This window comes from Pseudomonas sp. NY15181 (genome assembly GCF_048068055.1).
In the GTDB taxonomy this organism is placed as follows: domain Bacteria; phylum Pseudomonadota; class Gammaproteobacteria; order Pseudomonadales; family Pseudomonadaceae; genus Pseudomonas.
On the sequence record NZ_JBLUPT010000007.1, the window covers coordinates 133,181 to 159,388 of the forward strand.

Consider the following 26,208-nt stretch of genomic DNA (forward strand, 5'->3'; position numbering starts at 1 on the left):
ATGAGTGGATCGACCGTACTGGTGACGCTGACCTATGGCGACCGTCTGGACTACCTGGAGGAGCTGCTCGCCAGAGCTTTGCGAGAGCCCGATATCGCCCGCGCGATCGTCGTCAGCAACGCCTCGGTGGCCGAGCTGGACCGCCTGTTCAGGCTTTGGCCCAACCGCGTCCAGGTGATCGAACTCAGCAGCAACACCGGCTCGGCCAACGGCTACTGCGTGGGCATCGAGGCGGCATTGAAGACCGGCTGCGAATACATCTGGCTGATGGACGACGACAACGCGCCGATGCCGGGAGCCTTTCCCCTGCTCAAGCAGCGCCTGCTCGACTGCGTGCAACGCCACGGGGCGGACCAGACCGCAGTGCTGGGCTTTCGCGCGGAGCACCAGGCCGACGTCGTCGCCGGGGTGCCGAAGCGCTTCATCGCGCCGCCGCGCTCCAGCTATTTCGGCTTCCACGTGCACCAGCTGCCCTACAAGCTCTGGCGCCGCACGCCCTGGGGCAAGCCCCACCCGCATCCGCTGGAGCCTCTGCTGGAGCTGCCGTTCGCCTACTACGGCGGGTTGCTGGCGCACCGCCGGCTGATCGAACGCATCGGCCTGCCGCGCCGCGAGCTGGTGCTCTATGCCGACGACACCGAATACACCTTCCGCATCAGCGCCTGCGGCGGTCATCTCTACCTGGTGCCCGATGCCGGACTGGATGACCTGGAGCGCTCGTGGAACCTCAAGCAGCGCACCTCCAACATCTACGAGACCTACCTGCTCGGCAGCTCGGACCTGCGCGCCTACTACGCCGCGCGCAACCAGGCCTGGTTCGACAAGAACCTGTGGGTCACCTCGCCGCTGATGTACCGCTTCAACCGCTGGGTGTTCCTGCGCCTGCTGCACTTCTTCGCCCGTCGGCATGGCCGCGAGGGGCGCCTGCAACTGCTGCTGCGCGCCATACGCGACGGCGAGTCCGGCGCACTGGGCATGAGCCGGACCTATCCGCTATGAAACTCCTGTTCCTCAACACCCTCTATGCCCCGCACATCGGTGGCGGCGCGGAGCTGATGGTGCAGGCCATGGCCGAGGGCCTGCAGGCGCGCGGCCATTCGGTGCAGGTATTGAGCACGGGGCCCGACGCCGGCGTGCACAGCGAACTGCACAACGGCGTGCCGGTGTTGCGCGCCGGCCTGCGCAACCTCTACTGGCCGTTTGCCGACCCGCGTCCCGGCCTGCTGCGGCGGCTCGCCTGGCATGCGCTGGACCGCTATAACCGGGGTATGCGCGATGTGCTGGCGCAGGTGCTGGCGCAGAGCCGGCCTGACCTCGTGGTGTGCCATAACCTGTCGGGCTGGTCGATCGCCGCCTGGGATGCGATCCGCGATGCCGGGTTGCCCATCGTGCAGGTCCTGCACGACCAGTACCTCACCTGTCCGCGCGCGATGCGCTTCAACAACGGCCAGCACTGCCAGCAGCAATGCGTCTCCTGTGCGCTGCTGCGGCGCTCCCATGCGCAGGCGTCGGCGCAGGTCGACACCGTGGTCGGCGTCAGCCGCTACCAACTGGCGGCCCTGGTCGATGCGGGCTACTTCGCCCACAGCCAGCACTACGTCGTCTACAACTGCGCGCCGTTCATACCCTTGCAGGAGGCGCCGGCGGCGCTCGTGCAGCACCGGCCGCTGCGCTTCGGCTTCATCGGCGCGATCACCCCGAACAAGGGCGTGGAATGGCTGATCGAGCAGTTCCAGAAACAAGCGCTGGACGCTTCGCTGCTGATCGCCGGGCGCGGTGACGCGGCCTACGTGAACACGCTGAAGTCCCTCGCCGACCCGCAGCACGTGCACTTCGTCGGTTATCGCAATCCTTGCGGGTTCTTCGCCGAGATCGATGTGGCCGTGGTGCCCAGCGTCGGGCCGGAATCCTTCGGCCTGGTGGCGCTGGAGGCCTGCGCCCATCACCTGCCGGTGATCGTCTCGACCCGTGGCGGCCTCGTCGAGATCGTCCGGGATGGACTCAACGGCTTGCACTGCTCGCCGGAGCGGCCCGATTCGCTGGGCGATGCGATCCGCCGCCTCAGCGAAGACGCGCCGCTGCGCCAGCGCCTGGCCTCCCGTGCGCGGGAAAGCGTGGAGTCGATGCTCAGTGTCGAGCGGATGCTCGACGAGTACGAGGCCGTCCTGCACCACACCCTGCTCAGCCGTGGAGTCCGTCATGGATCTGCAATCGCCGTATCCGCGCTTTGAGCCCACGGGCGGGATCATTTTCGATCGCTCGCTGCTGGCGCTGGGGGTGGTGGTGTCGGTCCTGCTGGTGGAGACCTTCAACGGGGCGCTGCGCTTCTACAGCGACCAGGTCGGCCTGTCGGCGCTGATCTATGTGCCAAAGGTGGGCTGCGTGATCGCGGTGGCCTGGGAGCTGCTCACCCGCCCGCAGCATCGAGGACTGTGGTTGCTGCTGATACTGGCGGCGGCCTCGCTGATGCTCGGCCTGTTGCACGGCGCGGCCGGGCAGGCCGGGGCCTTCAGCGTCTTCATCTATGCGCCGCTGCTGTTCGGCCTGCTCTGCGGCCCCTACCTGGAGATGCACCGCAAGGTGCTGGGCTGGGCCATCTTCTTCTGTCTCGTCGCCTCGCTGGCGGGCATTGCACTGGACATGTCCGGCCACGTGCCGTGGAAGGGTTACACCTACGCCATGGGCGGCGTGCAGATCAGCGCCAACCGCGCCTGGAGCGCCTATGGGCTGGACCGCATCGCCGGCTTCTCGCGGATGTCGTCGGCCCTGGCAATCATGCTGTCGATCTTCAGCCTGTACCTGGGATCGTTCCGCCTGTCGATGCTGCTGCGCTGGCTGATCTACCTGGTCTCGTTGGTGGGGATAGTCCTGACCACCAACAAGACCTCCGCCGTCGCCTTCGTCATCGTCCTGCTGGTGATGAACATTGCCCGTCACCGCCTGCTGTTCCTGCTGGCCGTGCTGGTGGTGGTATTCGGCGCGTTGGCGCTGCCGCTCTATGGCCTGTACGGGAATGTCGAGCCGTACCTGGCCAGCTCCAGCAGCGAGAACCTGCTCGGCTCGATGGTGGATCGTCTGGTCAACACCTGGCCAGGGGTGATCAAGGTGATGACCTACAACGGCTGGGCCTACACCGGCGCCGGGATGGGCATGACCGGCAGCGCCTTCGCGCAGTTCCCTGTGTTCGGTATCGATCAACTGGCGGTGTCGGACAACACGCTGCTCTATCTCTGGCTGCTGTTCGGCGTTGCCGGGCTCGGGCTCTACGCACTGGCGATTCCGCTGCTGATGCGCCTGCAACTCCAGCCGGGACGCGAAGCGCGTGCGCTGCTGGGCATCACCTACTGCATCCTGCTGATGGGCTGGACCAGCGACGTGCTGGAGGCGCAGGTGCCGAGTCTGTTCCTGGGCCTGGCCATCGGCCGGGCAGTGCGCCCGCCAGAAGAACTGGCGCCGCCGCCGACGCCCCAGGCCTGGCGCCTGCAAGGCAAGAGGGAGCTGCTGAGCCTGCTGCTGGCGGGGATGCTGCTGGCCGGAGCAGGGCAGGCGCCGCGGGCGCTGGCCAACGAAGCGCCGGTGACGCCGGTGGCCGAGCCGGGCGCACCGGAGTTCATCGTCGGCGTCAGCACCCATCAGAACATGCGCCCGGGCAACCGCGACGGCATCAACCGCCTGGCGCAACAGGCCGGCATCCTGTCGTTCCGCGACGATGCCTTCTGGTCCAGCGTCGAGCGTGAGCCCAACGTGCTCTCCATCTACGACACCTGGCGCGCACAACTGCGCAGCACCCGCAGCCTGGGCATCAGCACCCTGCTGATCCTGGGGGTGGAGAACCAGTTCCACGGCAACGCCAAGCCGCGCGACGAGGCCTCACGCGCCGCTTACCTGCGCTATGTGCGCTACGTGGTGCGCAGCTTCAAGGGTCAGGTGGCGATCTACGAGATCTGGAACGAGTGGGATGTGGAGAACCCCACCGACAAGGCATTCAGCGACGAATATCTGGTCCTGATCCGTGCCACGGCCAAGGTGATTCGCGAGGAAGACCCACAGGCCAGGATCATCGCTGGCGCAGTGACGCTGCGCGGCATCCGCGAGGGCTTCGCCGAGCGCCTGGTCGCCGGTGGATTGCTGGACGTCACGGACGGCCTGTCGCTGCACCCGTCGGTGTACTGCGAGGGCGAACTGGCGACGCCGGAGAACTGGCTGGGATGGTTCCAGGGCGTCAACCAGCAGCTCGAACGGGCCGCCGGCAAGCCGGTGCCGTTGTACTTCACCGAGTTCAGCTGGCCGGCTTATGACGGCGGCTGCGGGATCAGCCGCGAACGCCAGGCGGCCTACCTGGCGCGCGCCTACTTCCTGCTGCGCAGCCTGCCGAATGTGAAGGGCTCCTGGTGGTACGACCTGGTGGACGACGGCATCGATCGCCGCGAGATGGAGCACAACTTCGGCCTGCTCACCGCCGACGGCAAGCCCAAGCCGGCCTACCACGCGATGGCCAGCGTGGCGGCGATCATCGGCCACTACCGCTTCGTCGGCCGGGTTCCCAACGACGACCCGAACGTTTACCTGCTGCGTTTCGCCAAGGCCGGCGACGAAATCCTGGTGGCCTGGACCCTGGGCCGAGAGCAGAGCCTGAAGATCACCAGCCAGCCGGGCAGCTCCGACATCCTCTGGCGCCTGCGGGACTTCGATGGCGTCAGCACCGGCCAGGGCGAAAAAGTGCCCTGGGACTGCCCCGCCGGTGGCGGACCGTGCCAGGCCGACATCCGAATCGACAACGCCCCGACGCTGCTGCGCAGCGCTCCGGGCTATCAGCTGTCACTGCGCTGAAAGCGGCGCAACGACCCGCCGAGAGGGCTTCCATGATCGTCATCAACGCGCGATTCCTGTCCCAGGAAATCAGCGGCGTGCAACGCTTCGCCGAGCAGATCTCGCTGTCGCTGGCGCGCTTGCGCGGCGACGTGCAATTCGTTGCGCCTCCCGGCCCGCTGCCGCGGGAGGAGATCGCCCGGCGCCTGCACGTCGAACGCATCGGGCACAGCCACGGGCACCTGTGGGAGCAGGTCGATCTGCCGTTGTGGCTGTTGCGCAACGGACGGCCGCTGCTGGTATCGCTGGGCAATACCGCACCGCTGGCCTACGGCCCGCAACTGGCGACGCACCACGACATTGCGTACGTGCGGCATCCCGAGAGCTTTTCCTGGCGCTTTCGCGCGCTGTACCGGACGCTGACCCCGCTGATGCTGCGGCGGGTGCTGGCGCTGGTCAGCGTCAGCGAGTTCTCCCGCGAGGAGATCGCCTCGTACTACCACTTCCCCAGCGAGCGCATCCACGTGATCGCCAACGCGGTGTCCCCCGCGTTCTGCCCCGGCCCCGTGGTCGCGGGCGGGCGACCGTACCTGCTGGCGGTGTCCTCGCCGGCCGCGCACAAGAACTTCGCGCGGATGATCGAGGCGTTCGACCTGCTGCACGACCTGGACGTCGACCTGCACATCGTCGGCTCGGCTGCCCGCGCCTTCGTCGATTACCGCTTGCAGTCCAGCGGGCAGCACGAGCGCGTGCGCTGGCTGGGGCGCATCGACGACCGCCAGCTGATCGACGAGTACCGCGGCGCCATGGCCTTCGTCTTCCCCTCGCTCTACGAGGGGTTCGGCATCCCGCCGCTGGAGGCGCAGGCCTGCGGTTGCCCGGTGATCGCCGCCCGCAGCGCCTCGGTCCCCGAAGTGCTGGGCACCTCGGCGTTGTACTTCGACCCCGCCGATACCCAGGCCCTGGCCATGGCGATGCGCCGCGTGCTGCGGGACGCGAAGTTGCGCGCCAGCCTGCGCAACGCCGGGCTGGAGAACGTCCTGCGCTACTCCTGGGACCTCTCCGCTCTGCGTCTCTCCACCCTGATCGACTCCTTTCTAGCCGAGCGCGCGGCCTATCTGCCGCGCTTCAAACCGCTCGAGTAGCCCGGTTCCTGGCTACCGCGCCAAGGAGGCATTTCCATGAAAGGCATCATTCTCGCCGGAGGCTCCGGCACCCGCCTGCACCCCATCACCCTCGGGGTGTCCAAGCAACTGCTGCCGATCTACGACAAGCCGATGGTGTACTACCCGCTGTCGGTACTGATGCTCGCCGGCATCGACGAGATCCTGCTGATCTGCACCCCCGCCGACTTGCCCAACTTTCGTGCGCTGCTCGGTGACGGCGAGCACTTCGGCCTGCACCTGCACTACGCGGTGCAACCTTCGCCGGACGGCCTGGCCCAGGCCTTCCTGATCGGCGAGGAGTTCATCGGCAGTGACTCGGTTTGCCTGGTGCTGGGCGACAACATCTTCTACGGCCAGAGCTTCACCGCGACCCTGCGCGAGGCCGCTTCGCGCGAGCGCGGCGCCACCGTGTTCGGCTATCAGGTGGCCGACCCCGCGCGCTTCGGCGTGGTGGAGTTCGACGCCGCCGGCCATGTGCTCTCCATCGAGGAAAAGCCACGGGTGCCGCGCTCCAACTATGCGGTGACGGGCCTGTATTTCTACGACAACCGGGTGGTGGAGATGGCCCGGCAGATTCGCCCCTCGGCACGCGGCGAGCTGGAGATCACCGACATCAACAACCTCTACCTCGAACTCGGCGAGTTGCACGTGAGCCTGCTGGGGCGCGGCTTCGCCTGGCTGGATACCGGTACCCACGAATCACTGATGGAGGCCGGTCACTTCGTCCAGACCATCGAGGCGAGGCAGGGCCTGAAGGTCGCCTGCCTGGAGGAAATCGCCTTCCAGCAGGGCTGGCTGTCCACCGAGGGCCTGGCCCTGCAGGCCGAGCGCCTGGGCAAGACCTGTTATGGCCGCTACCTGCAGCAATTGCTGCGGGATGCCCGTCCCTGAGACTGCCTGCCGCCCGTCCGGCCGCTCGGCCGAGGCGGTGCGTCAGTGATTCATCTGCCGCGAGAGGCAGTGGCGCCGGGATGGGCGCCGAGTGTGGTGAGGTTTTCCATGTCCATTCGATCGAAGGGAATACTGCGGGCGAACCAGTCCCTCCTGGCGCTGGCTCACCGTCTGCTCGATCTGCTGGTCATCGTCCTTTGCGGGGCGATTTTCCTGAGTGACGGCAGCGGTGTGCCGGATGCCCGCGTCTGGGTGTCGGTGCTCCTGTGCGTGATGCTGTTCCACTGGCTGGGCGAGCTCAACCGGCTCTATGGCTCCTGGCGTGGCGAGTCCATGTTGCGTGAGTCGATGCTGGTCACCAGCTACTGGTCGCTGACGTTCTTTGCCGTGCTGCTGCTGGACGCGGCGCTGCGTCACGGCCTCGTCGTCGATGCACGCCGCTTCGGCTGGTTCGCCAGCGCACTGCTGGTGATGTGCGCCTACCGTCTGCTCCTGCGCATGCTCCTGCGCCTGGCGCGCCGGCATGGCTTCAACAGCCGCAACGTGGCCATCTACGGCACCGGGGAAGTCGGCGCGCACCTGGCCTCGACCATCCTCGACGCACCCTGGATGGGCCTGCGCCTGGTCGGCTTCTACGACGACCGTCCGCAGCAGATGGCGCTGGACGAGCGGGTGCCGGTCAAGGGCGGGCGCCTGGCGCTGATCGAGGCGGCGCGCGGCGGGCAGATCGACAAGGTCTACCTGACCCTGCCGCTCTCCCGCGAGCCGCTGCTCAACGAACTGATTCGCGAACTCTCCGACACCACGGTGTCGGTCTACCTGATTCCCGACCTGTTCATGTTCGACCTGCTGCACGCGCGCAGCGAGAGCATCAACGGCCTGGAAACCATCAGCATCTTCGACACCCCCATGGATGGCCCCAACGCAGTGCTCAAGCGTATCGAGGACGTGGTCCTCGCCTCGCTGATCCTGCTGCTGGTGTCGGTGCCGATGCTGTTGATCGCTGTGGCGGTGAAGCTCACCTCGCGCGGTCCGGTGCTGTTCCGCCAGACCCGCTACGGAATGGATGGCCGGCCGATCCGCGTATGGAAGTTCCGCAGCATGACCGTCATGGAGGATGGTGCGCAGGTGATCCAGGCCTCGCGCAACGACTGCCGTGTCACCCGACTGGGCGCGTTCCTGCGACGCACCTCGCTGGATGAGCTGCCGCAGTTCATCAACGTCCTGCGCGGTGAGATGTCGGTGGTGGGCCCCCGGCCCCATGCGGTCGCGCACAACGAGCAGTACCGCCGTCAGGTCAACCACTACATGCTGCGCCACAAGGTCAAGCCGGGCATTACCGGGTGGGCCCAGGTCAACGGCTGGCGTGGTGAAACCGACACCCTGGAAAAGATGCAGAAACGCATTGAGTTCGACCTGGACTACATCGAGAACTGGTCCGTCTGGTGGGACCTGAAGATCGTTGGGCTGACCCTCTTCAAGGGCTTCGTCAACCACAACGCGTTCTGAGGCAGTCCCCCTACCAACACCCTGCTTCAAGGAATGATCGCCATGAAAACTCTGTTCGTGATCGGTCTTGTTGTCGGCAGTCTGACGCTACAAGGCTGTGTATTTTCCCCCGGTCAGCACATGACGGACTCCGATATCGAGAAAGAGGCGCGGGACCAAGGCATGCGCATCACCCTCGTTCCCATCACCCCGCAGGTGCTGCAAAGCCAGGACATGGCCCGTGCCAATCAGCAGTTGCCGGCGGAGCTGCTCAACTACAAACCGCAGCAGGGTGAATACGTGATCGGCGCAGGGGACGTGCTGCTGGTCACCGTCTGGGATCACCCGGAACTGACCAGCCCCGGCTCGACGCAGCAGATGGAAGCCAACGGCCGCGTGGTCGGCGCCGACGGCAATATCTTCTTCCCCTACGCCGGTACCGTGATGGCGCAGGGTCGGACGCCGACGCAGCTGCGCAGCCAACTGGCCAGCCGGCTGGCCAAGAAAGGCATCGTCGACCCGCAGGTGGACGTGACCGTGTTGCGCTACGCCAGCCAGCGCATCGTAATGTCCGGGGCCTTCCAGAATGGCGGGCAGGTGGAATTGAACAACACGCCGACGACGTTGGTGCAGGCGGTGAGTAAGGCCGGCGTGGTGGCCGGCGAAGCGGACCTCTCGGGGCTGACGCTCAAGCGCGACGGGCGTGAGTACCTGATCGACGTCGACGCGCTCAACCGCAGCGGCTCCAGCCTGAGCGGCGTCTACCTGAAGAACGGCGACCAGATCCACCTGCCCTACAACGACCGCAAGAAAGTCTACATCGTGGGCGAGGTGCACCAGCCGACCGTGGTGACCTACCGCACCACCGGCCTGAGCCTGCTGGAAGTGCTGGGCAACGCGGGCGGCCTCAGCCAGGAAACTTCCGATGCCGACGCCGTCTACGTGATCCGCGCCGGCGATCTGCAGCCGGGCGCCAATGGTGGCCAGAACGCCCTCACGGCACAGGTCTTCCACCTGGAAGCGAAGAAGCCCACGGCCTTCGCCCTGGCCCGTGACTTCGCCATGCAGCCCCAGGATGTGGTGTTCATCGGCCCGGCCAACATCACCCGGTGGAACCGCTTCATCAGCCAGCTGCTGCCGTCGGCATCCTTCATCGGCACCAGCGCCACCGTCGGCCACAAGTAACCGGGGCGCACGCCTTAAAGCGAAAGGAAAATTCGTACCTGGCAATCGGACTGGCCACATGGACGGCCGAATGCCTGGCTGGCGATCATTCGCCGGGTTGCACAGGGTTGTGCACGCTCTTTCGGACTAGCAGAACTCAGCTCCGTGATTCTGCACTTTCTTGGGCATCCCCTAGCAATGCCCATAACCCGCCCGTGTTGCAGCACGGGCGGGTTTCTTTTTTCCGCCCCTGGAAACCCTCGATCGGATCATTCGCTCAACCGAGGTACCTCGTCAGAGGTGCAGTCCCGAGCGGTGTCGGCGTGCTATCCTATATTCCATAAGGAAATTACATAGTAATAATTAATTCTTTTTTGATTTATAGAGCTTCTTTTATCGTTGCCCCAGCGCTGTCGCGAGGACGGTTGGCAAGTGCGGTTGGGGTGGCGGTTTCCCGCCGGGATGGACGATGTTCGTGGCGGTTTCCCGCTTAGTGGTCTGAAGGAAAATATCCGCTGACAAGTCTGAAAGGCAGATTTTTCGGGGGATCGGGCAGGCACGGCCGGTTGGCCTGGGGATTGCCTAGCCAGTGGTGCATGCCCCACGCATCGCCACGACAACAAGACACGAGAACAGACCCATGCCGTCCCTTTCAGCCGTTGCCTTCCCGCCTGCCTGCCTGCGCATCACCCCTGTCTAGGGGCGCGTTGCATTACCACTGAATGACCGTAGCCGCGCGTGTTCGCACGTACACGCGATGGCCGCTGCTTGCCGTTCAGTAGGGCTCCGGGGGAGCTGGTTGTCACGCTGAATGGCCTGTTTTCCAAGATCAATAAATGGGGGAAATCCAATGAAAAGCCGCACTCTCACGCAATCGAGCCTGGCGCTCGCCATCGCTGCCGCGGGCCTGGCCCAGTCGGCCATCGCCGGCGGGTTCGTCGAGGACAGCAAGGCCAGCCTCACCCTGCGCAACTTCTACATCAACACCGACAACCGCAACGGCAGCGCCGCGCCGAGCAAGCAGGAAGAGTGGGGCCAGGGCTTCCTGCTCAACTACACCTCCGGCTACACCGAGGGCACCGTCGGTGTCGGCGTCGACGCGCTGGGCTTGCTCGGGGTTCGCCTCGACAGCGGCAAGGGCACACATTACAACCCAACCAGCTCGAACTTTTCCGGGACTGTCTTCCCCACCGACAGCGATGGCCGCGCGGTGGACGATTTCTCCCACCTGGGCGCCACCGGCAAGCTGAAGGTGTCCGCCACCGAGCTGCGCTACGGCACCCTGCTGCCGAAGCTGCCGGTAATCACCTACAACGACGGCCGCCTGCTGCCGCAGACCTTCGACGGCGGCCAGGTCACGTCCAACGAGTTCAAGGACCTGACCCTGATCGGTGGCCAGTTGGAGCACATGAAGGGGCGCAGCTCCAGCAACAACGAAGGGCTGTCCATCGCCGGCGCCAACAACGCCCGCACTGGCGAGTTCGTCAACAAGTTCTACTACGGCGGCGCCGACTACAAGCTGACCAAGGACCTGACGCTGCAGTACTACTACGGCAACCTGCAGGACTTCTACAAACAGCACTTCCTCGGCCTGCAGCACAACTGGGCGATCGGTCCGGGCGTGCTGAAGTCCGACCTGCGTTACTTCAACAGCAGCGACGACGGCAAGAACGGCCACGACAAGAACTTCTACACCACCGGTTACTATGGCAACGGCGTGACCAAGGGCGAGGTCGACAACCGCGCCTGGAGCGGCCTGTTCACCTACACCCTGAGCGGCCACAGCTTCGGCGCCGGCTACCAGCAGCTCAGCGGCGACAGCGACTTCCCGTTCATCAACAACGGTGACGGCGCCACCGCCTACCTGATCACCGACGTGCAGATCGGCAAGTTCCTGCGCGCCGGCGAGCGTACCTGGCAGGTCCGCTATGGCTATGACTTCGCCCAGGCCGGCCTTCCGGGCCTGACCTTCCAGACCCTGTACTTGCATGGCGACAATATCGACACCAAGTACGGCGACAAGAGCGAGTGGGAGCGCGACGTCTCCCTGGCCTACGTGATTCCGGACGGCGCCTTCAAGGGCCTGGGCTTCACCTGGAAGAACGCTGCCCTGCGCAGCGGCCTGCCGGTTGCAGGCAAGGGCACCGCGACCCAGCGTGACCAGGACGAGAACCGCCTGATCGTCAGCTACACCATCCCGTTGCTGTAAGCCTCGCGTCCTGACGAAAAGCCGCCGACCTCGCAAGAGGCGGCGGCTTTTTTCATGGCGGTGCTTTTCTGTAGGACGCCGTACGGGGCTCTATCCGGCGAAATTTCCCTGGTCCAATCCGTGTTCTACCCGCTGTGCTCGGACACTTCCCATTCATTTTCGGGGCCGCTCGTGCCCGGCTGAAAATCCAAGCGTGAGCCTGGTCAAAGATTGCGCAACAGGCCGCCAAGTGCAGGCCGATTTCCCTCCCGCCGCCGGGCCTTCTCTTATCGTGGCGCCGGTCGCGCGGACCCGGGGAAGGGCATCGAGCAGGCCTTCCGGTGATGGAGTGACGCAGCGGATGCCGCCTGCCTTGACGATCGAGCGCAGCCGGCCATCAGCGGAGCGACAAGGCGGCGCAGATCGCCCTTCAGGTCTCCCATGCTGGCGTCGACTTTCACCTTCTCCCCGCCGTCGTGATCAGGACCGCCGTCATCCATCCCGCCGCGAATGCCGCTGGCCGCCTGCCGATGACGCACTGCACGAACATGTTCATGGGGAACCGCAATGCACTACCGCACACTCAATCGCGCCAGCCTGGCCGTGGCCATCGCCGCTGCGGGCCTTGCCCAATCCGCGCTCGCGGATGGATTCATCGAAGACAGCAAGGCCAGCCTCGGCCTGCGCAACTTCTACATCAACAACGACAACCGCAATGGCTCCGCTGCGCCGAGCAAGCAGGAGGAGTGGGGCCAGGGCTTCATGCTCAACTACGCCTCCGGCTTTACCGAAGGCCCGGTCGGCTTTGGCGTCGATGCGCTCGGCCTGCTCGGCGTGAAGCTCGACAGCGGCAAGGGCAAGCACTACAACCCGCAGAGCAAGGCGTTCGGCGGCACCGTATTCCCTACCGACAGCGATGGCCGCGCGGTGGATGATTTCTCCAGCCTGGGGCTGACCGGCAAGGCCAAGGTCTCGGCCACCGAGCTGCGTTACGGCACCCTGCAGCCCAAGCTGCCGGTGGTGACCTACAACGACGGCCGCCTGCTGCCGCAGACCTTCAGCGGCGGGCAGATCACCTCCAATGAGATCGACAACCTGACCCTGGTGGGCGGCCAGCTCGAACACATGAAGGGGCGTAACTCCAGCAACTCGGACCAGGGGCTGTCCATCGCGGGCGCCAACAACGCCCAGTCCGGCCAGTTCACCAACAAGTTCTATTACGCCGGTGGCGACTACAAGGTCGGCAAGGACACCACCCTGCAGTACTACTACGGCAACCTGAAGGACTTCTACAAACAGCACTTCCTCGGCCTGCAGCACAACTGGGCGCTTGGCGAGGGCGTGCTGAAAAGCGACCTGCGCTACTTCCACAGCAGCAGCGACGGCAAGAACGGCAACGACCTTTCCTATTACACCACCGGCTACTACGGCAACGGCATCACCAAGGGCAAGGTGGATAACCGCGCCTTCAGCGGCCTGTTCACCTACAGCATCAAGGGCCACAGCTTCAGTGCCGGGCACCAGGTGCTGTCCGGCGACAGCGACTTTCCGTTCATCAACGATGGCGACGGCGCTTCCTCGTACCTGACCACCGACGTGCAGATCGGCAAGTTCCAGCACGCCGGCGAGCGCACCTGGCAGGCGCGCTACGCCTATGACTTCGCTGCGTTGGGTGTGCCGGGCCTGAGCTTCCAGACTATCTACCTGCGTGGCGACAACATCGATACCGCCTACGGCAGCCAGAGCGAGTGGGAGCGCGACATCAGCCTGGGTTACGTGATTCCGGACGGCAATCTGAAGGGCCTGGGCTTCGCCTGGAAGAACGCCTCCCTACGCAGCGGCCTGCCGGCCAGCGCCGCTCCAGGCACTGCCGCTCAGCGTGATCAGGACGAGAACCGCCTGATCGTCAGCTACAGCATTCCGCTGCTGTAATCCTCGCTCCTGCAGAGGTGTTTCCTGCTCAATGAAAAAGGCCGTCGCTCCTCACGGGGCGACGGCCTTTTCAATGAAAGCGAATCAGCGCTTCTGCGGCGCCGGCTGCTGCTGGGTGATGCAGTGGATGTTGCCGCCGCCCAGGAGGATTTCGCGGCCCGGCACCATGACCACTTCGTGCTCGGGGAAGATGCGCTTGAGGGTGGCTTCGGCCTCGGCGTCTGCCGGATCGTTGAAGCGCGGGGCGATGATGCCGCCGTTGACGATCAGGAAGTTGACGTAGGAACCGGCCAGGCGAATCGACGGGTCGCGCGGCTGGGTGCCGATCACCATGTCGATGCCTTCGCATTCGGCTTGGGTGGCGTGGATCGGGCCGGGGATGACGATCTTGTGCACGGTCAGCTGGCGGCCCTTGGCGTCGCGGGCGGTTTCCAGCACGCGCATGGCGGCCTGGCAGCGCTCGTAGTTCGGGTCGTTGACGTCATCGGTCCAGGCCAGCAGGACTTCGCCCGGGCGCACGTAGCAGCAGAAGTTGTCCACGTGGCCGTCGGTCTCATCGTTGAACAGGCCGTCCGGCAGCCAGATCACGGTGTCGATGGCCAGGTGATCACGCAGCATGGCCTCGATCTCTTCGCGGCTCAGGTGCGGGTTGCGGTTGTGGTTGAGCAGGCATTCCTCGGTGGTGATCAGGGTGCCTTCGCCGTCCACGTGGATCGAGCCGCCTTCGAGCACGAAGCCTTCGGTGCGGTAGCCGGCGCTGCGCTCGATGCCGAGGATCTTGCTCGCCACCTGGTCGTCGCGGTGCCAGGGGAAGTACAGGCCGCCTTCCAGGCCGCCCCAGGCGTTGAAGGTCCAGTCCACGCCGCGCACTTCGCCCTTGTCGTCGGTGACGAAGGTCGGGCCGGTGTCGCGCACCCAGGCGTCGTCGTTGCTGATTTCCACCACGCGGATGTTGGTCGCGTCGGCCAGCTGGGCGCGGGCGTTCTCGTACTGGCCGGCGGAAACGCCGACGGTCACCGGCTCGAAGCGGGCGATGGCGCGGGCCACTGCGCTGAAGGCGGCCTGCGCGGGCTTGCCGCCCAGGCGCCAGTTGTCCGGACGCTCGGGCCAGACCATCCAGGTCTGGGTATGGGGTTCCCATTCCGCCGGCATGCGGAAGCCATCGGCGCGGGGAGTGCTGGTCAGAGTGGTCATGGGGCGATCCTTGGTGAGGGCTTCGAGGGATGGGCAATGCGGATACTTATCGATGGGTATCGCCGTGCTCCAGCCATCCTACGCAGTGGGTTGTGTCATTCGAGAGGGCGTCGCCGTCGTGAGTCGCAAGGGGCCAGTATAGGCGGGCGGTTGCGTCGTCGCGTTGGGCTTCTCCCAGGGTGGGAGAATTTATAGCCGATAAAAATCGGTTTATGAAGGGCGATTTTGAAATATTTCAGCCGCCTATCCGGATATTTATCGGATAAAAATCGAATATCGAATCATGGCAGGGGCGTGGCCCGCTTCGGCAGGCAGGGCGGCAGGTACAGCGAAAGGTAGGCGTCGATCACCCGCATTCCTTCCTCGGCCAGACGCTCGGTGATCCGCCCGTGGCGTTGCACGGAAAGGGCGTAGACACGGTCGCCCAGCTCGATGGCCAGGCTGAAGACTTCGATGTCCTGCGGCAGCGGCGGCAGTTCGAAGTGGCGCTCGAACAGCTGGCGCATCGCTGCGCCCAGTTGCACGTCGTGCTGGCTGTCGGCCTGGGTGACTTCGGCCAGGCCGTGGCTGGCGAGGATCAGCTGGCGTGCGGCGGCATCGCCCGCGTACACCGCGAGGGTGCGTTGCTCGACCAGGCGCGCGAGATCGCGCCAGTCGCGCAGGACGGCGTGGTCGACGGGTTGTTCCAGGCAGTCGCGGAAGGCGGCATGGACGTCGCTGGTGAGGCCCTGGAGCAGGGCCGGCACGCTGGGGAAGAAGTGGTAGACGGAGGAGGGCGGTATCTGTGCGCGCTCGGCCACCGCATAGATCGACAGGCTCGCCGCGCCGCTCTCGGCCAGCAGCGCGCGGGCTGCATCGAGGATCACGGCGATGCGCGCCTGGCTGCTGGCGCGGGGTTTGCGAGTGGGAGAGTGAGCGGGCATGGCGGTCTCCGGAGCTGGGCGGCTATTGGACGCCAGCTCCGGTGCGCTCGGCAAGTCAGCTGCCGCCGGCGCGCAGTTTGCCCCAGAGCTCGGTGATCACCGGTGCGGTCTTCTCCGGCGCGGTTTCCAGGGCGAACAGGCGGCGCTTGGTCTCCTGGTCGGGGTACAGGCCGGGCTGGTCGCGCAGGGCGGCGTCGAGGAACTGCGCGGAGTCCTTGTTGCCGTTGGGGTAGAGGGTGGCGGCGGTGATCTGCGCGGCGACCTTGGGTTGCATCAGGTAGTCGATGAACTTGTGCGCAAGGTCGGGCTGTTCGGCCGTGGTCGGGATTACCAGGTTGTCGATGAACAGTACCGAGCCTTCCTGGGGCACCACGAAACGCACCGGCTGGCCGGCGTTGGCGGCGTTCAGCGCATCGCCGACCCAGGCCATGGCGACGCACAGCTTGCCGCTGTTGAGGTCCTGGATGTAGCGCTCGCTGTCGATGTAGCGCAGGTTCGGGCGCAGCTGGGTGAGCACCTCGCCGGCGCGGCGGATCTGCGACGGGGCGCTGCGGGCGAAGTTGCGGCCCTGGTAGTTCATCAGCACCGAGAAGGCTTCGTCCGGCGCGTCCAGCAGGCTCATGCCGCAAGTCTTCAGGCGCTGGCTCTGCTGCGGGTCGAACAGCAGGCTCCAGCTGTCGGGCAGTTTACCGCCGAAGGCCTTCTCGGCTTCCGGCTGGTTGATTGCCAGGCCCACGGCGCCCCACAGGTAGGGCACGGCATGCTGGTTGTTGAGGTCTACCGCGGCCAGTTTGCTCAGCAGTTGGCTATCGAGGTGGCTGCGGTTGGGGAGCTTGGCGAAATCCAGGGGGCGGATCAGCTTCTTGCGGATCAGCGCCGGCAGGTCGTTGTGCGAGGGCACCGCGACGTCGATGTGCTCACCCTGGTCCAGTGCCTTGAGAAGTTCTTCGTCAGTGCTGTAGGTGTGGTACTCGACGCGAACGCCGGTGTCCTTCTCGAAGTCCTTGAGCACTTCGGGGGCGATGTAGTCGTTCCAGTTGTAGACGCGGATGACCTGCTCGGCCCATCCGGACAACGGGCATAGCAGCAACAGCAGCAAGGCGTACAGGCGTGGCATTGGCGATCTCCCTGATATGACCACATGTCAGCGGGTGCGGCCGGAGCCGCTGATGGCGCAACAGCAAAGCACGACAGACGCGATGGACGCCCGAGCGGGCGGATGGAGACATCGCGAGCAAAAAGGAGGTGCGCGCATGGGCCGCCACGGCGCCCCTCTCGCCGTTGCGATGTCGCAGTCCCCGGGATGTGCCAGAGGCACAAAGAAACGCCGGCACAAGGGCCGGCGTTTCGTTACCACTTAAACGGTATGCAGATACCAGTTGTACTCGAGGTCGGAGATCGAATATTCGAACTCCTGCATCTCGTGCTCCTTGCACGCGACGAAGATGTCGATGTACTCGGGGCTGATGTACTTGTTCATCACATCGCTGTCGTCCAGCTCGCGCAGTGCATCGCGCAGGTTGTTCGGCAGGCTCTGTTCCAGCTGCTCGTAGGCGTTGCCTTCGATCGGCGCACCGGGCTCGACCTGGTTGGTCAGGCCGTGGTGGATGCCGGCCAGTACGGCGGACAGCAGCAGGTACGGGTTGGCATCGGCGCCGGCGACACGGTGCTCCAGGCGCACCGCTTCCGGCGCGCCGGTGGGAACGCGCAGGGCGACGGTACGGTTGTCCAGGCCCCAGCTCGGTGCGTTCGGCACGAAGAAGGCCGAACCGAAACGGCGGTACGAGTTGACGTTCGGGCAGAGGAACGCCATCGACGCCGGCAGGGTCTCGAGCACACCGCCGATCGCGTGGCGCAACGCGGCGTTCTGCTCGGGATCCTCGCTGGTGAAGATGTTCTTGCCGTCCTTGTCGAGCAGCGAGACGTGGACGTGCAGACCGTTGCCAGCCTGGCCCGGGTAGGGCTTGGCCATGAAGGTCGAATCCATCTCGTGGTCGTAGGCGACGTTCTTGATCAGGCGCTTGAGCAGGACCGCGTAGTCGCAGGCCTTCAGGGCGTCGTCAACGTGATGCAGGTTGACTTCGAACTGTGCCGGGGCGCTTTCCTTGACGATGGCGTCGGCCGGAATGCCCTGGGCGCGGGCGCCGTCGATGATGTCCTGCAGGCAGTCGGCGTACTCGTCGAGGTCATCGATGGAGTAGACCTGGACCGATTGCGGACGCTTGCCGGAGATCGGCGAACGCGGCGGCTGCGGACGGCCGTTCACGTTCTCCTGGTCGATCAGGTAGAACTCCAGCTCGAAGGCCGCGACGATGGTCAGGCCGATGTCGGTGAAGCGCTGCACCACCTGGCGCAGCACTTCGCGCGGGTCGGCGAAGAACGGCTGGCCTTCCATCTCGTGCATGGTCATCAGCAGCTGCGCGGTCGGGCGCTTCTGCCAGGGTTCCATGGCCAGGGTGTTGGGGATCGGGAAGCAGACGCGGTCCGCGTCGCCAATGTCCAGGCCGAGGCCAGTGCTTTCTACAGTGGAGCCGGTGATGTCGAGAGCGAAGAGAGAAGCGGGGAGGTTGATGCCCTTCTCATAGACTTTGGGCAGGCTGGTGCGTTCGATGCGCTTACCGCGAACCACACCGTTCATGTCTGCAATAAGGAGGTCGACGAACTGGACCTCGGGGTGTTCCTTCAGGAACTCACTCGCTTCTTCAAGCGAAACGGCACTCTGGGGTACCGACATGATGCAACACCTTTATTGTTAAAAATTTCAATCATTCGAAGGCTGAGGTGTGAGTCAATCCGAATTGGCAAGGGTTGTCAATGTCGCACCAAAATGGGGCGTCGCAGTTGCGATGGGCCGATTCTGGGGCGTTTCAGGTCGCTTCAGGTAGACGGAGAGCCTTGGCTGGCGGGCTGTTCAGTCGGGCGTGTTTGATTTTTTACATCCCTATTGTGTAAAAAAATGAACAAGGCTAAGCTCGGCCTCAAGCCCATAACACATACAAACACGGGTGCCTCATGACTCGCCTGCCGTTAATCGGCGTGTCCGCCTGCTTCAAGCAGATCGGTTCGAAACCCTACCACGTCACTGGCGACAAATACCTCAGAGCTGTGATCTCCGGGGCCTCGGGCATTCCGGTGATCATTCCCTCCCTGGGCGATGCCATCGACCAGGAAGCCATGTTGGCCGCACTCGACGGCCTGCTGTTCACAGGCTCGGCGTCGAATATCGAACCTCATCATTATAGTGGCTCCGCAAGCGAAGCCGGCACTCTTCATGATCCCGCGCGCGACAGCACCACGCTGCCGCTGATTCGCCGCGCCGTCGCGGCCGGGATTCCGGTGCTGGGCATCTGCCGCGGATTCCAGGAAATGAACGTCGCCTTCGGCGGCACGCTGCACCAGAAGGTGCACCAGGTCGAAGGCTTCATGGATCACCGCGAGCCGGCCAACCAGCCGCTCGAAGTTCAGTATGGACTGCGGCACGCGGTGAGCGTGCAGCCGGGCGGCGTATTCGCCGGTATCGGGCTACCCTCGCAGTTCCAGGTCAACTCCATTCACGGCCAGGGCGTTGAACGTCTGGCGCCCGGCCTTCGTGTAGAAGCTCTGGCGCCTGACGGGTTGGTTGAAGCCTTCTCCGTCGAAGGTGTGGACTTTGCCGTCGGTGTGCAGTGGCACCCGGAGTGGCAGGTCGAAACGAACCCCAACTATCTCGCTATCTTCCAGGCCTTCGGCAAGGCCTGCGGCAAGAGGGCGGGGAACCGTTGAGCCTGGCGTTGGTGCCCGGCTCTCAAACCCTGAGGTCTTTATGACTACCAAGTTAGACCAGCTCAGCAGCTGGCTGAAGGAACGCAAGATCACCGAGGTGGAATGCATGATCGCCGACCTGACCGGGATTGCCCGGGGCAAGATCGCGCCGACTGCCAAATTCCTCAACGAGAAAGGCATGCGCCTGCCGGAGAGTGTTCTCCTGCAGACCGTGACCGGTGATTACGTCGAGGACGACATCTATTACGACCTGCTGGACCCGGCCGACATCGATATGGTCTGCCGCCCGGACGAGAATGCCGTGTTCCTCGTCCCGTGGGCCATCGAACCGACCGCGATGGTCATCCACGATACCTACGACAAGATGGGCAACCCCATCGAGCTGTCGCCGCGCAACGTGCTCAAGCGCGTGCTCAAGCTGTATGCCGACAAGGGCTGGAAGCCGATCGTCGCGCCGGAGATGGAGTTCTACCTGACCAAGCGCAGCGACGACCCGGACTACCCGCTGCAGGCTCCGGTAGGCCGTTCCGGCCGCCAGGAGACCGGCCGCCAGTCCTTCTCCATCGACGCGGCGAACGAATTCGACCCGCTGTTCGAGGACATGTACGACTGGTGCGAATTGCAGGGCCTGGATCTGGACACCCTGATCCACGAAGAAGGCACCGCGCAGATGGAAATCAACTTCCGTCATGGCGATGCCCTGGACCTGGCCGACCAGATCGTGGTGTTCAAGCGCACCATGCGCGAAGCGGCGCTCAAGCACAACGTGGCCGCGACCTTCATGGCCAAGCCGATGACCGGCGAACCGGGCAGTGCGATGCACCTGCACCAGAGCATCGTTGACCTGAAGACCGGCAAGAACATCTTCTCCAACGCCGACGGCAGCATGAGCGAACTGTTCCTGCACCACGTCGGCGGTCTGCAGAAGTTCATTCCCGAAGCCCTGCCGCTGTTCGCCCCGAACGTCAACTCGTTCCGCCGTTTCCTGCCCGACACGTCGGCGCCGGTGAACGTGGAGTGGGGCGAAGAGAACCGTACCGTCGGCCTGCGCGTGCCGGACTCCAACCCGGAGAACCGCCGTGTGGAAAACCGCCTGGCCGGCGCCGATGCCAACCCCTACCTGGCCCTGGCCGCCAGTCTGCTGTGCGGCTACATCGGCATGGTCGAAGGCATCAAGCCCAGTGCCCAGGTCAAGGGTCGTGGCTACGAACGGCGTAACCTGCGTCTGCCCCTGACCATCGAGGCGGCGCTGGAACGCATGGAAGGCAGCAAGACCCTGGAGAGTTACCTGGGCGACAAGTTCATTCGTGGTTACGTCGCGGTCAAGCGCGCCGAGCACGAGAACTTCAAGCGGGTAATCAGCTCCTGGGAACGCGAGTTCCTCCTGCTTTCCGTCTGATCGGCGTGGGGCCCGGAACCCCGTCCGGGCCTCGTGTTACTTAGAGAGAGGTTTTTATCAAGATGACTATCCAGACCAGCGCCCAGACCCAACACTGGCAGGCGCTCAGCCGCGAACACCACCTGGCTCCGTTCACCGACTACAAGCAGCTGAACGAGAAGGGCGCTCGCATCATCACCAAGGCCGAAGGCATCTATCTGTGGGACAGCGAGGGCAACAAGATCCTCGATGGCATGGCCGGCCTGTGGTGCGTGAACGTTGGCTACGGTCGCAAGGAACTTGCTGAAGCCGCCTACAAGCAGATGCAGGAACTGCCCTACTACAACCTGTTCTTCCAGACCGCCCACCCGCCGGCGCTGGAACTGGCCAAGGCTATCGCCGACATCGCCCCGGAAGGCATGAACCACGTGTTCTTCACCGGTTCCGGCTCCGAGTCCAACGACACCGTGCTGCGCATGGTTCGCCACTACTGGACCATCAAGGGCCAGCCGCAGAAGAAAGTGGTCATCGGCCGCTGGAACGGCTATCACGGCTCCACCGTCGCGGGCGTCAGCCTGGGCGGCATGAAGGCGCTGCACGAGCAGGGCGACCTGCCGATTCCGGGCATCGTGCACATCCCGCAGCCGTACTGGTACGGCGAGGGTGGCGACATGTCGCCGGAAGAGTTCGGCGTCTGGGCGGCCGAGCAGCTGGAGAAGAAGATTCTGGAAGTGGGCGAAGACAAGGTCGCCGCCTTCATCGCCGAGCCCATTCAGGGCGCGGGCGGCGTGATCGTTCCGCCGGAAACCTACTGGCCGAAGATCCGCGAGATCCTCGCCAAGTACGACATCCTGTTCATCGCCGATGAAGTCATCTGCGGCTTCGGCCGTACCGGCGAATGGTTCGGCAGCCAGTACTACGGCAACGCCCCGGACCTGATGCCGATCGCCAAGGGCCTGACTTCCGGCTACATCCCCATGGGTGGCGTGATCGTTCGCGACGAAATCGTCCATACCCTGAATGAGGGTGGGGAGTTCTACCACGGCTTCACTTACTCTGGTCACCCGGTTGCGGCGGCTGTCGCGCTGGAGAACATCCGCATCCTGCGGGAAGAGAAGATCGTCGAGCGAGTGAAGGCTGAAACGGCACCGTATTTGCAGAAACGCTGGCAGGAGCTGGCCGACCATCCCCTGGTAGGCGAAGCGCGCGGCGTCGGTCTGGTGGCAGCACTGGAGCTGGTGAAGAACAAGAAAACCCGTGAGCGCTTCGAGAAGGGCGTGGGGATGGTGTGCCGAGAGCACTGCTTCCGCAACGGCCTGATCATGCGCGCGGTCGGAGACACTATGATTATTTCGCCACCTCTGGTGATCGAAAAATCGCAGATCGATGACCTGATCACCCTGGCGCGCAAGTGCCTCGATCAAACCGCCGCAGCCGTTCTGTCTTGAGTCTTTCACCGGACCTTTGACAGACTGCGCCTGTGCGTTGGCCAGGCTCACCGGGTGGTGACGGATCGAACTGTCCACGCCACCCGGAACATCAAAAAAACAAACGGAGCTACCCGCATGTTCAACACCCTCGGCAAATCCCTGCTCGCTGTGACTCTGGCGGGCGCTGTGGCTGGTATGGCGCAGGCAGATGACAAAGTGCTGCACGTTTACAACTGGTCGGACTACATCGCTCCGAACACTACCGACAACTTCACCAAAGCAACCGGGATCAAGGTCGTCTACGACGTCTACGACAGCAACGAAGTGCTGGAGGCCAAGCTGCTGGCCGGCAAGTCGGGTTATGACATCGTGGTTCCGTCCAACTCCTTCCTGGCCAAGCAGATCAAGGCTGGCGTCTATCAGCCGCTGGACAAGTCCAAGCTGCCGAACTGGAAGAACCTGAACCCCGATCTGATGAAGACCCTGGAAATCAGCGACCCGGGCAACAAGTTCGCGATTCCCTACCTGTGGGGCACCATCGGCATCGGCTACAACCCGGACAAGGTCAAGGCTGTACTGGGCGACAACGCTCCGGTCGACTCCTGGGACCTGGTCTTCAAGCCGGAAAACATCGAGAAGCTGAAGCAGTGCGGCGTGAGCTTCCTCGATTCGCCGACCGAAATGCTGCCGGCCGCCCTGCACTACCTGGGCTACAAGTCGGATAGTCAGGACCCGAAAGAGCTGAAGGCGGCAGAAGATCTGTTCCTGAAGATCCGTCCGTACATCTCCTACTTCCACTCCTCGAAGTACATCTCCGATATCGCCAACGGCAACATCTGCGTGGCCATCGGTTACTCCGGGGACGTCTACCAGGCCAAGTCCCGCGCCGAAGAAGCCAAGAACGGCGTGAAGGTCAGCTACAACATTCCGAAGGAAGGCGCCGGTGCGTTCTTCGACACCGTGGCCATCCCGAAAGATGCCGAGAACCCGGAAGGCGCGCTGAAGTGGATCAACTTCCTGCTTGAGCCGAAAGTCATTGCCGAGATCAGCGATACCGTTTCCTACCCGAACGGCAACTCCGCCGCTACTCCTCTGGTGAGCGAAGCCATCCGCAAGGACCCGGGTATCTATCCGACCGACGAGGTGATGAAGAAGCTGTACGCCTTCCCGGATCTGCCGGCGAAGACCCAGCGTCTGATGACCCGCAGCTGGACCACCATCAAGTCCGGCAAGTAATCGGGTAGTCGCCGGCGCGTTCGCGCGCCGGCCGATGTACCGGGTAGGTGGCGGGGGAGTTCGCTCCCCCGTTCTCCCGGCAGGAACTCCGTAGCTTCCATCAGTGGAATGGCTGCGCAAGTCGAGGCGCTCTCGCGCTCCTGAAGGCTTTGGCGCTATCCACGGAACGGCCGTCGCCGCCAACCGACAGAAGAAATTAGGACAACGAGAGGACTAACGTGTGCGCATTCCCTTCCGCAGAACCCTGATCGCCGCAGTCTCCGTATTCAGCCTGGCCTCGCTGGCCCAGGCGGGGCAGACCGTCCATATCTACAACTGGTCGGACTACATCGGCGAGACCACCCTGGCCGATTTCGAGAAGGAAACCGGCATCAAGCCGGTGTACGACGTCTTCGACTCCAACGAGACCCTGGAAGGCAAGCTGCTGGCCGGTCGCACCGGTTATGACGTGGTCGTGCCGTCCAACCACTTCCTCGGCCGTCAGATCAAGGCGGGCGCGTTCCAGAAGCTGGACAAGAGCCAGCTGCCCAACTGGTCGAACCTCGATGCGCACCTGATGAAGCAGCTCGAGGCCAACGACCCGGGCAACCAGTACGGCGTGCCGTACCTGTGGGGCACCAACGGCATCGGCTACAACGTCGACAAGGTCAAGGCCGTTCTGGGTGTCGACAAGATCGATTCGTGGGCCGTGCTGTTCGAGCCTGAGAACATGAAAAAGCTCAGCCAGTGCGGCGTCGCCTTCCTCGATTCGGGCGACGAGATGATGCCGGCTGTGCTCAAGTACCTGGGGCTGGACCCCAACAGTACCAACCCGGACGACTACAAGAAGGTGGAAGAGAAGCTGATGGCGGTGCGGCCGTACGTCACCTACTTCCATTCCTCCAAGTACATTTCCGACCTGGCCAACGGCAACATCTGCGTTGCGGCCGGTTTCTCCGGTGACGTATTCCAGGCCGCCAACCGCGCCAAGGAAGCCGGCAAGGGCGTGAACATCGCCTACGCCATTCCCAAGGAAGGCGCCAACCTGTGGTTCGACATCCTCGCCATTCCGAAGGATGCCTCCAACCCCAAGGCCGCCCATGCGTTCATCAACTACCTGCTCAAGCCCGAAGTGATCGCCAAGGTCAGCGATTACGTCGGTTACGCCAACCCGAACCCCAAGGCTGGCGAATTCATGGATGAGTCCGTGCGCAACAATCCTGAGGTGTACCCCCCCCAGGAGGTTCTCGACAAACTCTTCGTGCAGCATGAGCTGCCGCCGAAGATCCTGCGCCTAATGACCCGTTCCTGGACCAAGATCAAGTCGGGCAAGTAAACCCGGGTCTTTCCGGGATTCATCCGCGCGGGCACGGTGCCTCGGAGCGGTCTCGGAAAGCCCATTCGGCGCACGTAAACTGCGCCGGCCTGTAGTTATCCAAGCATGCCCGGCCGCGGGGGTCGGGCCTCTATGATTTGGGAGTTGTGGTAATGGCAATAGCCTCCGGTGCCTACAAGAAAGCCCTCAGTGGCGACCAGAAACCTAAAGAGGTTCTGGTAAAAATCGACCGGGTCAGCAAGCAGTTCGACGAAACGTTGGCTGTGGACAGCGTGTCCCTGGATATCAAGAAGGGCGAGATCTTCGCCCTGCTCGGTGGTTCGGGTTCGGGCAAGTCGACCCTGCTGCGTATGCTGGCTGGTTTCGAGCGTCCCACTGAAGGTCGCATCTTCCTCGATGGCCAGGACATTACCGACCTGCCGCCCTATGAGCGGCCGATCAACATGATGTTCCAGTCCTACGCGCTGTTCCCCCACATGAGCGTGGCGCAGAACATCGCCTTCGGCCTGAAGCAGGACGGCCTGCCCAAGGACGAGATCGACAAGATCGTCGACGAGATGCTCAAGCTGGTGCAGATGACCCAGTACGCCAAGCGCAAGCCGCACCAGCTCTCCGGCGGCCAGCGTCAGCGCGTGGCCCTGGCCCGCTCGCTGGCCAAGCGTCCGAAGCTGCTGCTGCTCGACGAGCCGATGGGCGCCCTGGACAAGAAGCTGCGTTCGCAGATGCAGCTGGAACTGGTTGAAATCATCGAGCGCGTCGGCGTGACCTGCGTGATGGTGACCCACGACCAGGAAGAGGCCATGACCATGGCCCAGCGCATCGCCATCATGCACCTGGGTTGCATCGAGCAGATCGGCAGCCCGATGGACATCTACGAGACCCCGGCCAGCCGCCTGATCTGCGAGTTCATCGGCAACGTCAACATGTTCGATGGCGATATCGTGGAAGACCTGCAGGACCACGCGGTGATCGCCTGCCCGCAGCTGGAAAACCCGATCTACATCGGCCACGGCATCAGTACCCGTGCCGAGAACAAGCGCATCACCTATGCGCTGCGTCCGGAAAAGGTCATGGTCAGCGCGCAGAAGCCGGAAAACCTCGAGCACGAAGGCTTCAACTGCGCCCAGGGCACCGTCTATGACATCGCCTACCTGGGCGGCCACTCGGTGTACTACATCAAGCTCGCTTCCGGCATGATCGTGCAGGCCTTCATGGCCAACGCCGAACGTCACGTGGCTCGCCCGACCTGGGACCAGCCCGTGTACATCAGCTGGTATGACGACAGCGGCGTGGTACTGCAAGCATGAACATTGGCGCATCGATCCTGAAACG

General features: G+C 64.0%; 19 protein-coding genes. 15 read left to right on the top strand and 4 right to left on the bottom strand.

The window, feature by feature from the left end; genetic code table 11:
* From ACNFBT_RS17510 to ACNFBT_RS17550, 9 genes are all read left to right on the top strand, one after another.
* Positions 1 to 999 (top strand): glycosyltransferase, encoded by a 999-nt coding sequence (locus tag ACNFBT_RS17510; RefSeq protein ID WP_416751430.1) that lies wholly within the window; start codon positions 1 to 3, stop codon positions 997 to 999.
* On the top strand, positions 996 to 2,231 hold the full coding sequence (locus tag ACNFBT_RS17515; RefSeq protein WP_416751432.1) for a glycosyltransferase family 4 protein: 1,236 nt from the start codon (positions 996 to 998) through the stop codon (positions 2,229 to 2,231). The genes ACNFBT_RS17510 and ACNFBT_RS17515 overlap by 4 nt, the downstream gene beginning before the upstream one ends.
* A complete protein-coding gene (locus tag ACNFBT_RS17520; protein WP_416751434.1) occupies positions 2,200 to 4,830 on the top strand; it encodes a hypothetical protein in 2,631 nt (876 codons plus the stop codon). The genes ACNFBT_RS17515 and ACNFBT_RS17520 overlap by 32 nt, the downstream gene beginning before the upstream one ends.
* A 32-nt stretch (positions 4,831 to 4,862) precedes the next feature.
* Positions 4,863 to 5,954, top strand: coding sequence for a glycosyltransferase family 4 protein (locus ACNFBT_RS17525; RefSeq protein ID WP_416751436.1), 1,092 nt, complete (start codon positions 4,863 to 4,865; stop codon positions 5,952 to 5,954).
* A gap of 36 nt (positions 5,955 to 5,990) precedes the next feature.
* Positions 5,991 to 6,866: a glucose-1-phosphate thymidylyltransferase RfbA gene (gene rfbA, locus ACNFBT_RS17530; protein ID WP_416751438.1), complete on the top strand. Its 876-nt coding sequence runs from the start codon at positions 5,991 to 5,993 to the stop codon at positions 6,864 to 6,866.
* Between the two features lie 108 nt (positions 6,867 to 6,974).
* Complete coding sequence (locus ACNFBT_RS17535) at positions 6,975 to 8,375, top strand: undecaprenyl-phosphate glucose phosphotransferase (RefSeq protein WP_416751439.1); 1,401 nt, start codon at positions 6,975 to 6,977, stop codon at positions 8,373 to 8,375.
* A 42-nt stretch (positions 8,376 to 8,417) separates the two neighbouring features.
* Complete coding sequence (locus tag ACNFBT_RS17540; protein WP_416751441.1) at positions 8,418 to 9,539, top strand: polysaccharide biosynthesis/export family protein; 1,122 nt, start codon at positions 8,418 to 8,420, stop codon at positions 9,537 to 9,539.
* A gap of 829 nt (positions 9,540 to 10,368) precedes the next feature.
* Positions 10,369 to 11,727: an OprD family porin gene (locus ACNFBT_RS17545; RefSeq protein ID WP_416751443.1), complete on the top strand. Its 1,359-nt coding sequence runs from the start codon at positions 10,369 to 10,371 to the stop codon at positions 11,725 to 11,727.
* A gap of 546 nt (positions 11,728 to 12,273) precedes the next feature.
* Positions 12,274 to 13,638: an OprD family porin gene (locus ACNFBT_RS17550; RefSeq protein ID WP_416751445.1), complete on the top strand. Its 1,365-nt coding sequence runs from the start codon at positions 12,274 to 12,276 to the stop codon at positions 13,636 to 13,638.
* 84 nt (positions 13,639 to 13,722) lie between these two features.
* On the opposite strand, the gene aguA is transcribed toward ACNFBT_RS17550, so the two are convergent.
* The 4 genes from aguA to ACNFBT_RS17570 all read right to left on the bottom strand — a co-directional run bounded on the left by aguA (position 13,723) and on the right by ACNFBT_RS17570 (position 18,489).
* Positions 13,723 to 14,832: an agmatine deiminase gene (gene aguA / locus ACNFBT_RS17555; RefSeq protein ID WP_416751447.1), complete on the bottom strand. Its 1,110-nt coding sequence runs from the start codon at positions 14,830 to 14,832 to the stop codon at positions 13,723 to 13,725.
* A 281-nt stretch (positions 14,833 to 15,113) separates the two neighbouring features.
* Positions 15,114 to 15,755, bottom strand: a complete 642-nt coding sequence (locus tag ACNFBT_RS17560; RefSeq protein WP_416751449.1) for a TetR/AcrR family transcriptional regulator — start codon at positions 15,753 to 15,755, stop codon at positions 15,114 to 15,116.
* 55 nt (positions 15,756 to 15,810) lie between these two features.
* A complete protein-coding gene (locus ACNFBT_RS17565; RefSeq protein ID WP_416751451.1) occupies positions 15,811 to 16,872 on the bottom strand; it encodes a polyamine ABC transporter substrate-binding protein in 1,062 nt (353 codons plus the stop codon).
* A gap of 240 nt (positions 16,873 to 17,112) precedes the next feature.
* Complete coding sequence (locus ACNFBT_RS17570) at positions 17,113 to 18,489, bottom strand: glutamine synthetase family protein (RefSeq protein ID WP_416751452.1); 1,377 nt, start codon at positions 18,487 to 18,489, stop codon at positions 17,113 to 17,115.
* A gap of 278 nt (positions 18,490 to 18,767) precedes the next feature.
* On the opposite strand from ACNFBT_RS17570, the gene ACNFBT_RS17575 reads away from it, so the two are divergent.
* The 6 genes from ACNFBT_RS17575 (at position 18,768) to ACNFBT_RS17600 (ending at position 26,183) form a co-directional block, all read left to right on the top strand.
* Positions 18,768 to 19,517 (top strand): gamma-glutamyl-gamma-aminobutyrate hydrolase family protein, encoded by a 750-nt coding sequence (locus ACNFBT_RS17575; protein ID WP_416751454.1) that lies wholly within the window; start codon positions 18,768 to 18,770, stop codon positions 19,515 to 19,517.
* Between the two features lie 40 nt (positions 19,518 to 19,557).
* The gene (locus tag ACNFBT_RS17580; protein ID WP_243803987.1) at positions 19,558 to 20,916 is read left to right on the top strand and encodes a glutamine synthetase family protein; all 1,359 of its coding nucleotides are present in this window, start codon (positions 19,558 to 19,560) and stop codon (positions 20,914 to 20,916) included.
* A gap of 62 nt (positions 20,917 to 20,978) precedes the next feature.
* Positions 20,979 to 22,343 carry an aspartate aminotransferase family protein gene (locus ACNFBT_RS17585; protein WP_416751457.1) on the top strand — a complete coding sequence of 455 codons (1,365 nt, stop codon included), beginning with the start codon at positions 20,979 to 20,981 and terminating at the stop codon, positions 22,341 to 22,343.
* 117 nt (positions 22,344 to 22,460) lie between these two features.
* Entirely contained in the window at positions 22,461 to 23,561 is a 1,101-nt protein-coding gene (locus ACNFBT_RS17590; protein ID WP_416751459.1) for a polyamine ABC transporter substrate-binding protein, read from the top strand.
* A 226-nt stretch (positions 23,562 to 23,787) separates the two neighbouring features.
* Positions 23,788 to 24,876, top strand: a complete 1,089-nt coding sequence (locus ACNFBT_RS17595; protein WP_416751724.1) for a polyamine ABC transporter substrate-binding protein — start codon at positions 23,788 to 23,790, stop codon at positions 24,874 to 24,876.
* A 152-nt stretch (positions 24,877 to 25,028) separates the two neighbouring features.
* Positions 25,029 to 26,183, top strand: a complete 1,155-nt coding sequence (locus ACNFBT_RS17600; protein WP_416751461.1) for an ABC transporter ATP-binding protein — start codon at positions 25,029 to 25,031, stop codon at positions 26,181 to 26,183.
* Positions 26,184 to 26,208: the final 25 nt, after the last annotated feature.

Excerpts from the sequence above, each read along its gene's own strand:
- ACNFBT_RS17510 (WP_416751430.1), top strand. The coding sequence starts at position 1 with ATGAGTGGATCGACCGTACTGGTGACGCTGACCTATGGCGACCGTCTG.
- ACNFBT_RS17515 (WP_416751432.1), top strand. The coding sequence starts at position 996 with ATGAAACTCCTGTTCCTCAACACCCTCTATGCCCCGCACATCGGTGGC.
- ACNFBT_RS17520 (WP_416751434.1), top strand. The coding sequence starts at position 2,200 with ATGGATCTGCAATCGCCGTATCCGCGCTTTGAGCCCACGGGCGGGATC.
- ACNFBT_RS17525 (WP_416751436.1), top strand. The coding sequence starts at position 4,863 with ATGATCGTCATCAACGCGCGATTCCTGTCCCAGGAAATCAGCGGCGTG.
- rfbA (WP_416751438.1), top strand. The coding sequence starts at position 5,991 with ATGAAAGGCATCATTCTCGCCGGAGGCTCCGGCACCCGCCTGCACCCC.
- ACNFBT_RS17535 (WP_416751439.1), top strand. The coding sequence starts at position 6,975 with ATGTCCATTCGATCGAAGGGAATACTGCGGGCGAACCAGTCCCTCCTG.
- ACNFBT_RS17540 (WP_416751441.1), top strand. The coding sequence starts at position 8,418 with ATGAAAACTCTGTTCGTGATCGGTCTTGTTGTCGGCAGTCTGACGCTA.
- ACNFBT_RS17545 (WP_416751443.1), top strand. The coding sequence starts at position 10,369 with ATGAAAAGCCGCACTCTCACGCAATCGAGCCTGGCGCTCGCCATCGCT.
- ACNFBT_RS17550 (WP_416751445.1), top strand. The coding sequence starts at position 12,274 with ATGCACTACCGCACACTCAATCGCGCCAGCCTGGCCGTGGCCATCGCC.
- aguA (WP_416751447.1), bottom strand. The coding sequence starts at position 14,832 with ATGACCACTCTGACCAGCACTCCCCGCGCCGATGGCTTCCGCATGCCG.
- ACNFBT_RS17560 (WP_416751449.1), bottom strand. The coding sequence starts at position 15,755 with ATGCCCGCTCACTCTCCCACTCGCAAACCCCGCGCCAGCAGCCAGGCG.
- ACNFBT_RS17565 (WP_416751451.1), bottom strand. The coding sequence starts at position 16,872 with ATGCCACGCCTGTACGCCTTGCTGCTGTTGCTGCTATGCCCGTTGTCC.
- ACNFBT_RS17570 (WP_416751452.1), bottom strand. The coding sequence starts at position 18,489 with ATGTCGGTACCCCAGAGTGCCGTTTCGCTTGAAGAAGCGAGTGAGTTC.
- ACNFBT_RS17575 (WP_416751454.1), top strand. The coding sequence starts at position 18,768 with ATGACTCGCCTGCCGTTAATCGGCGTGTCCGCCTGCTTCAAGCAGATC.
- ACNFBT_RS17580 (WP_243803987.1), top strand. The coding sequence starts at position 19,558 with ATGACTACCAAGTTAGACCAGCTCAGCAGCTGGCTGAAGGAACGCAAG.
- ACNFBT_RS17585 (WP_416751457.1), top strand. The coding sequence starts at position 20,979 with ATGACTATCCAGACCAGCGCCCAGACCCAACACTGGCAGGCGCTCAGC.
- ACNFBT_RS17590 (WP_416751459.1), top strand. The coding sequence starts at position 22,461 with ATGTTCAACACCCTCGGCAAATCCCTGCTCGCTGTGACTCTGGCGGGC.
- ACNFBT_RS17600 (WP_416751461.1), top strand. The coding sequence starts at position 25,029 with ATGGCAATAGCCTCCGGTGCCTACAAGAAAGCCCTCAGTGGCGACCAG.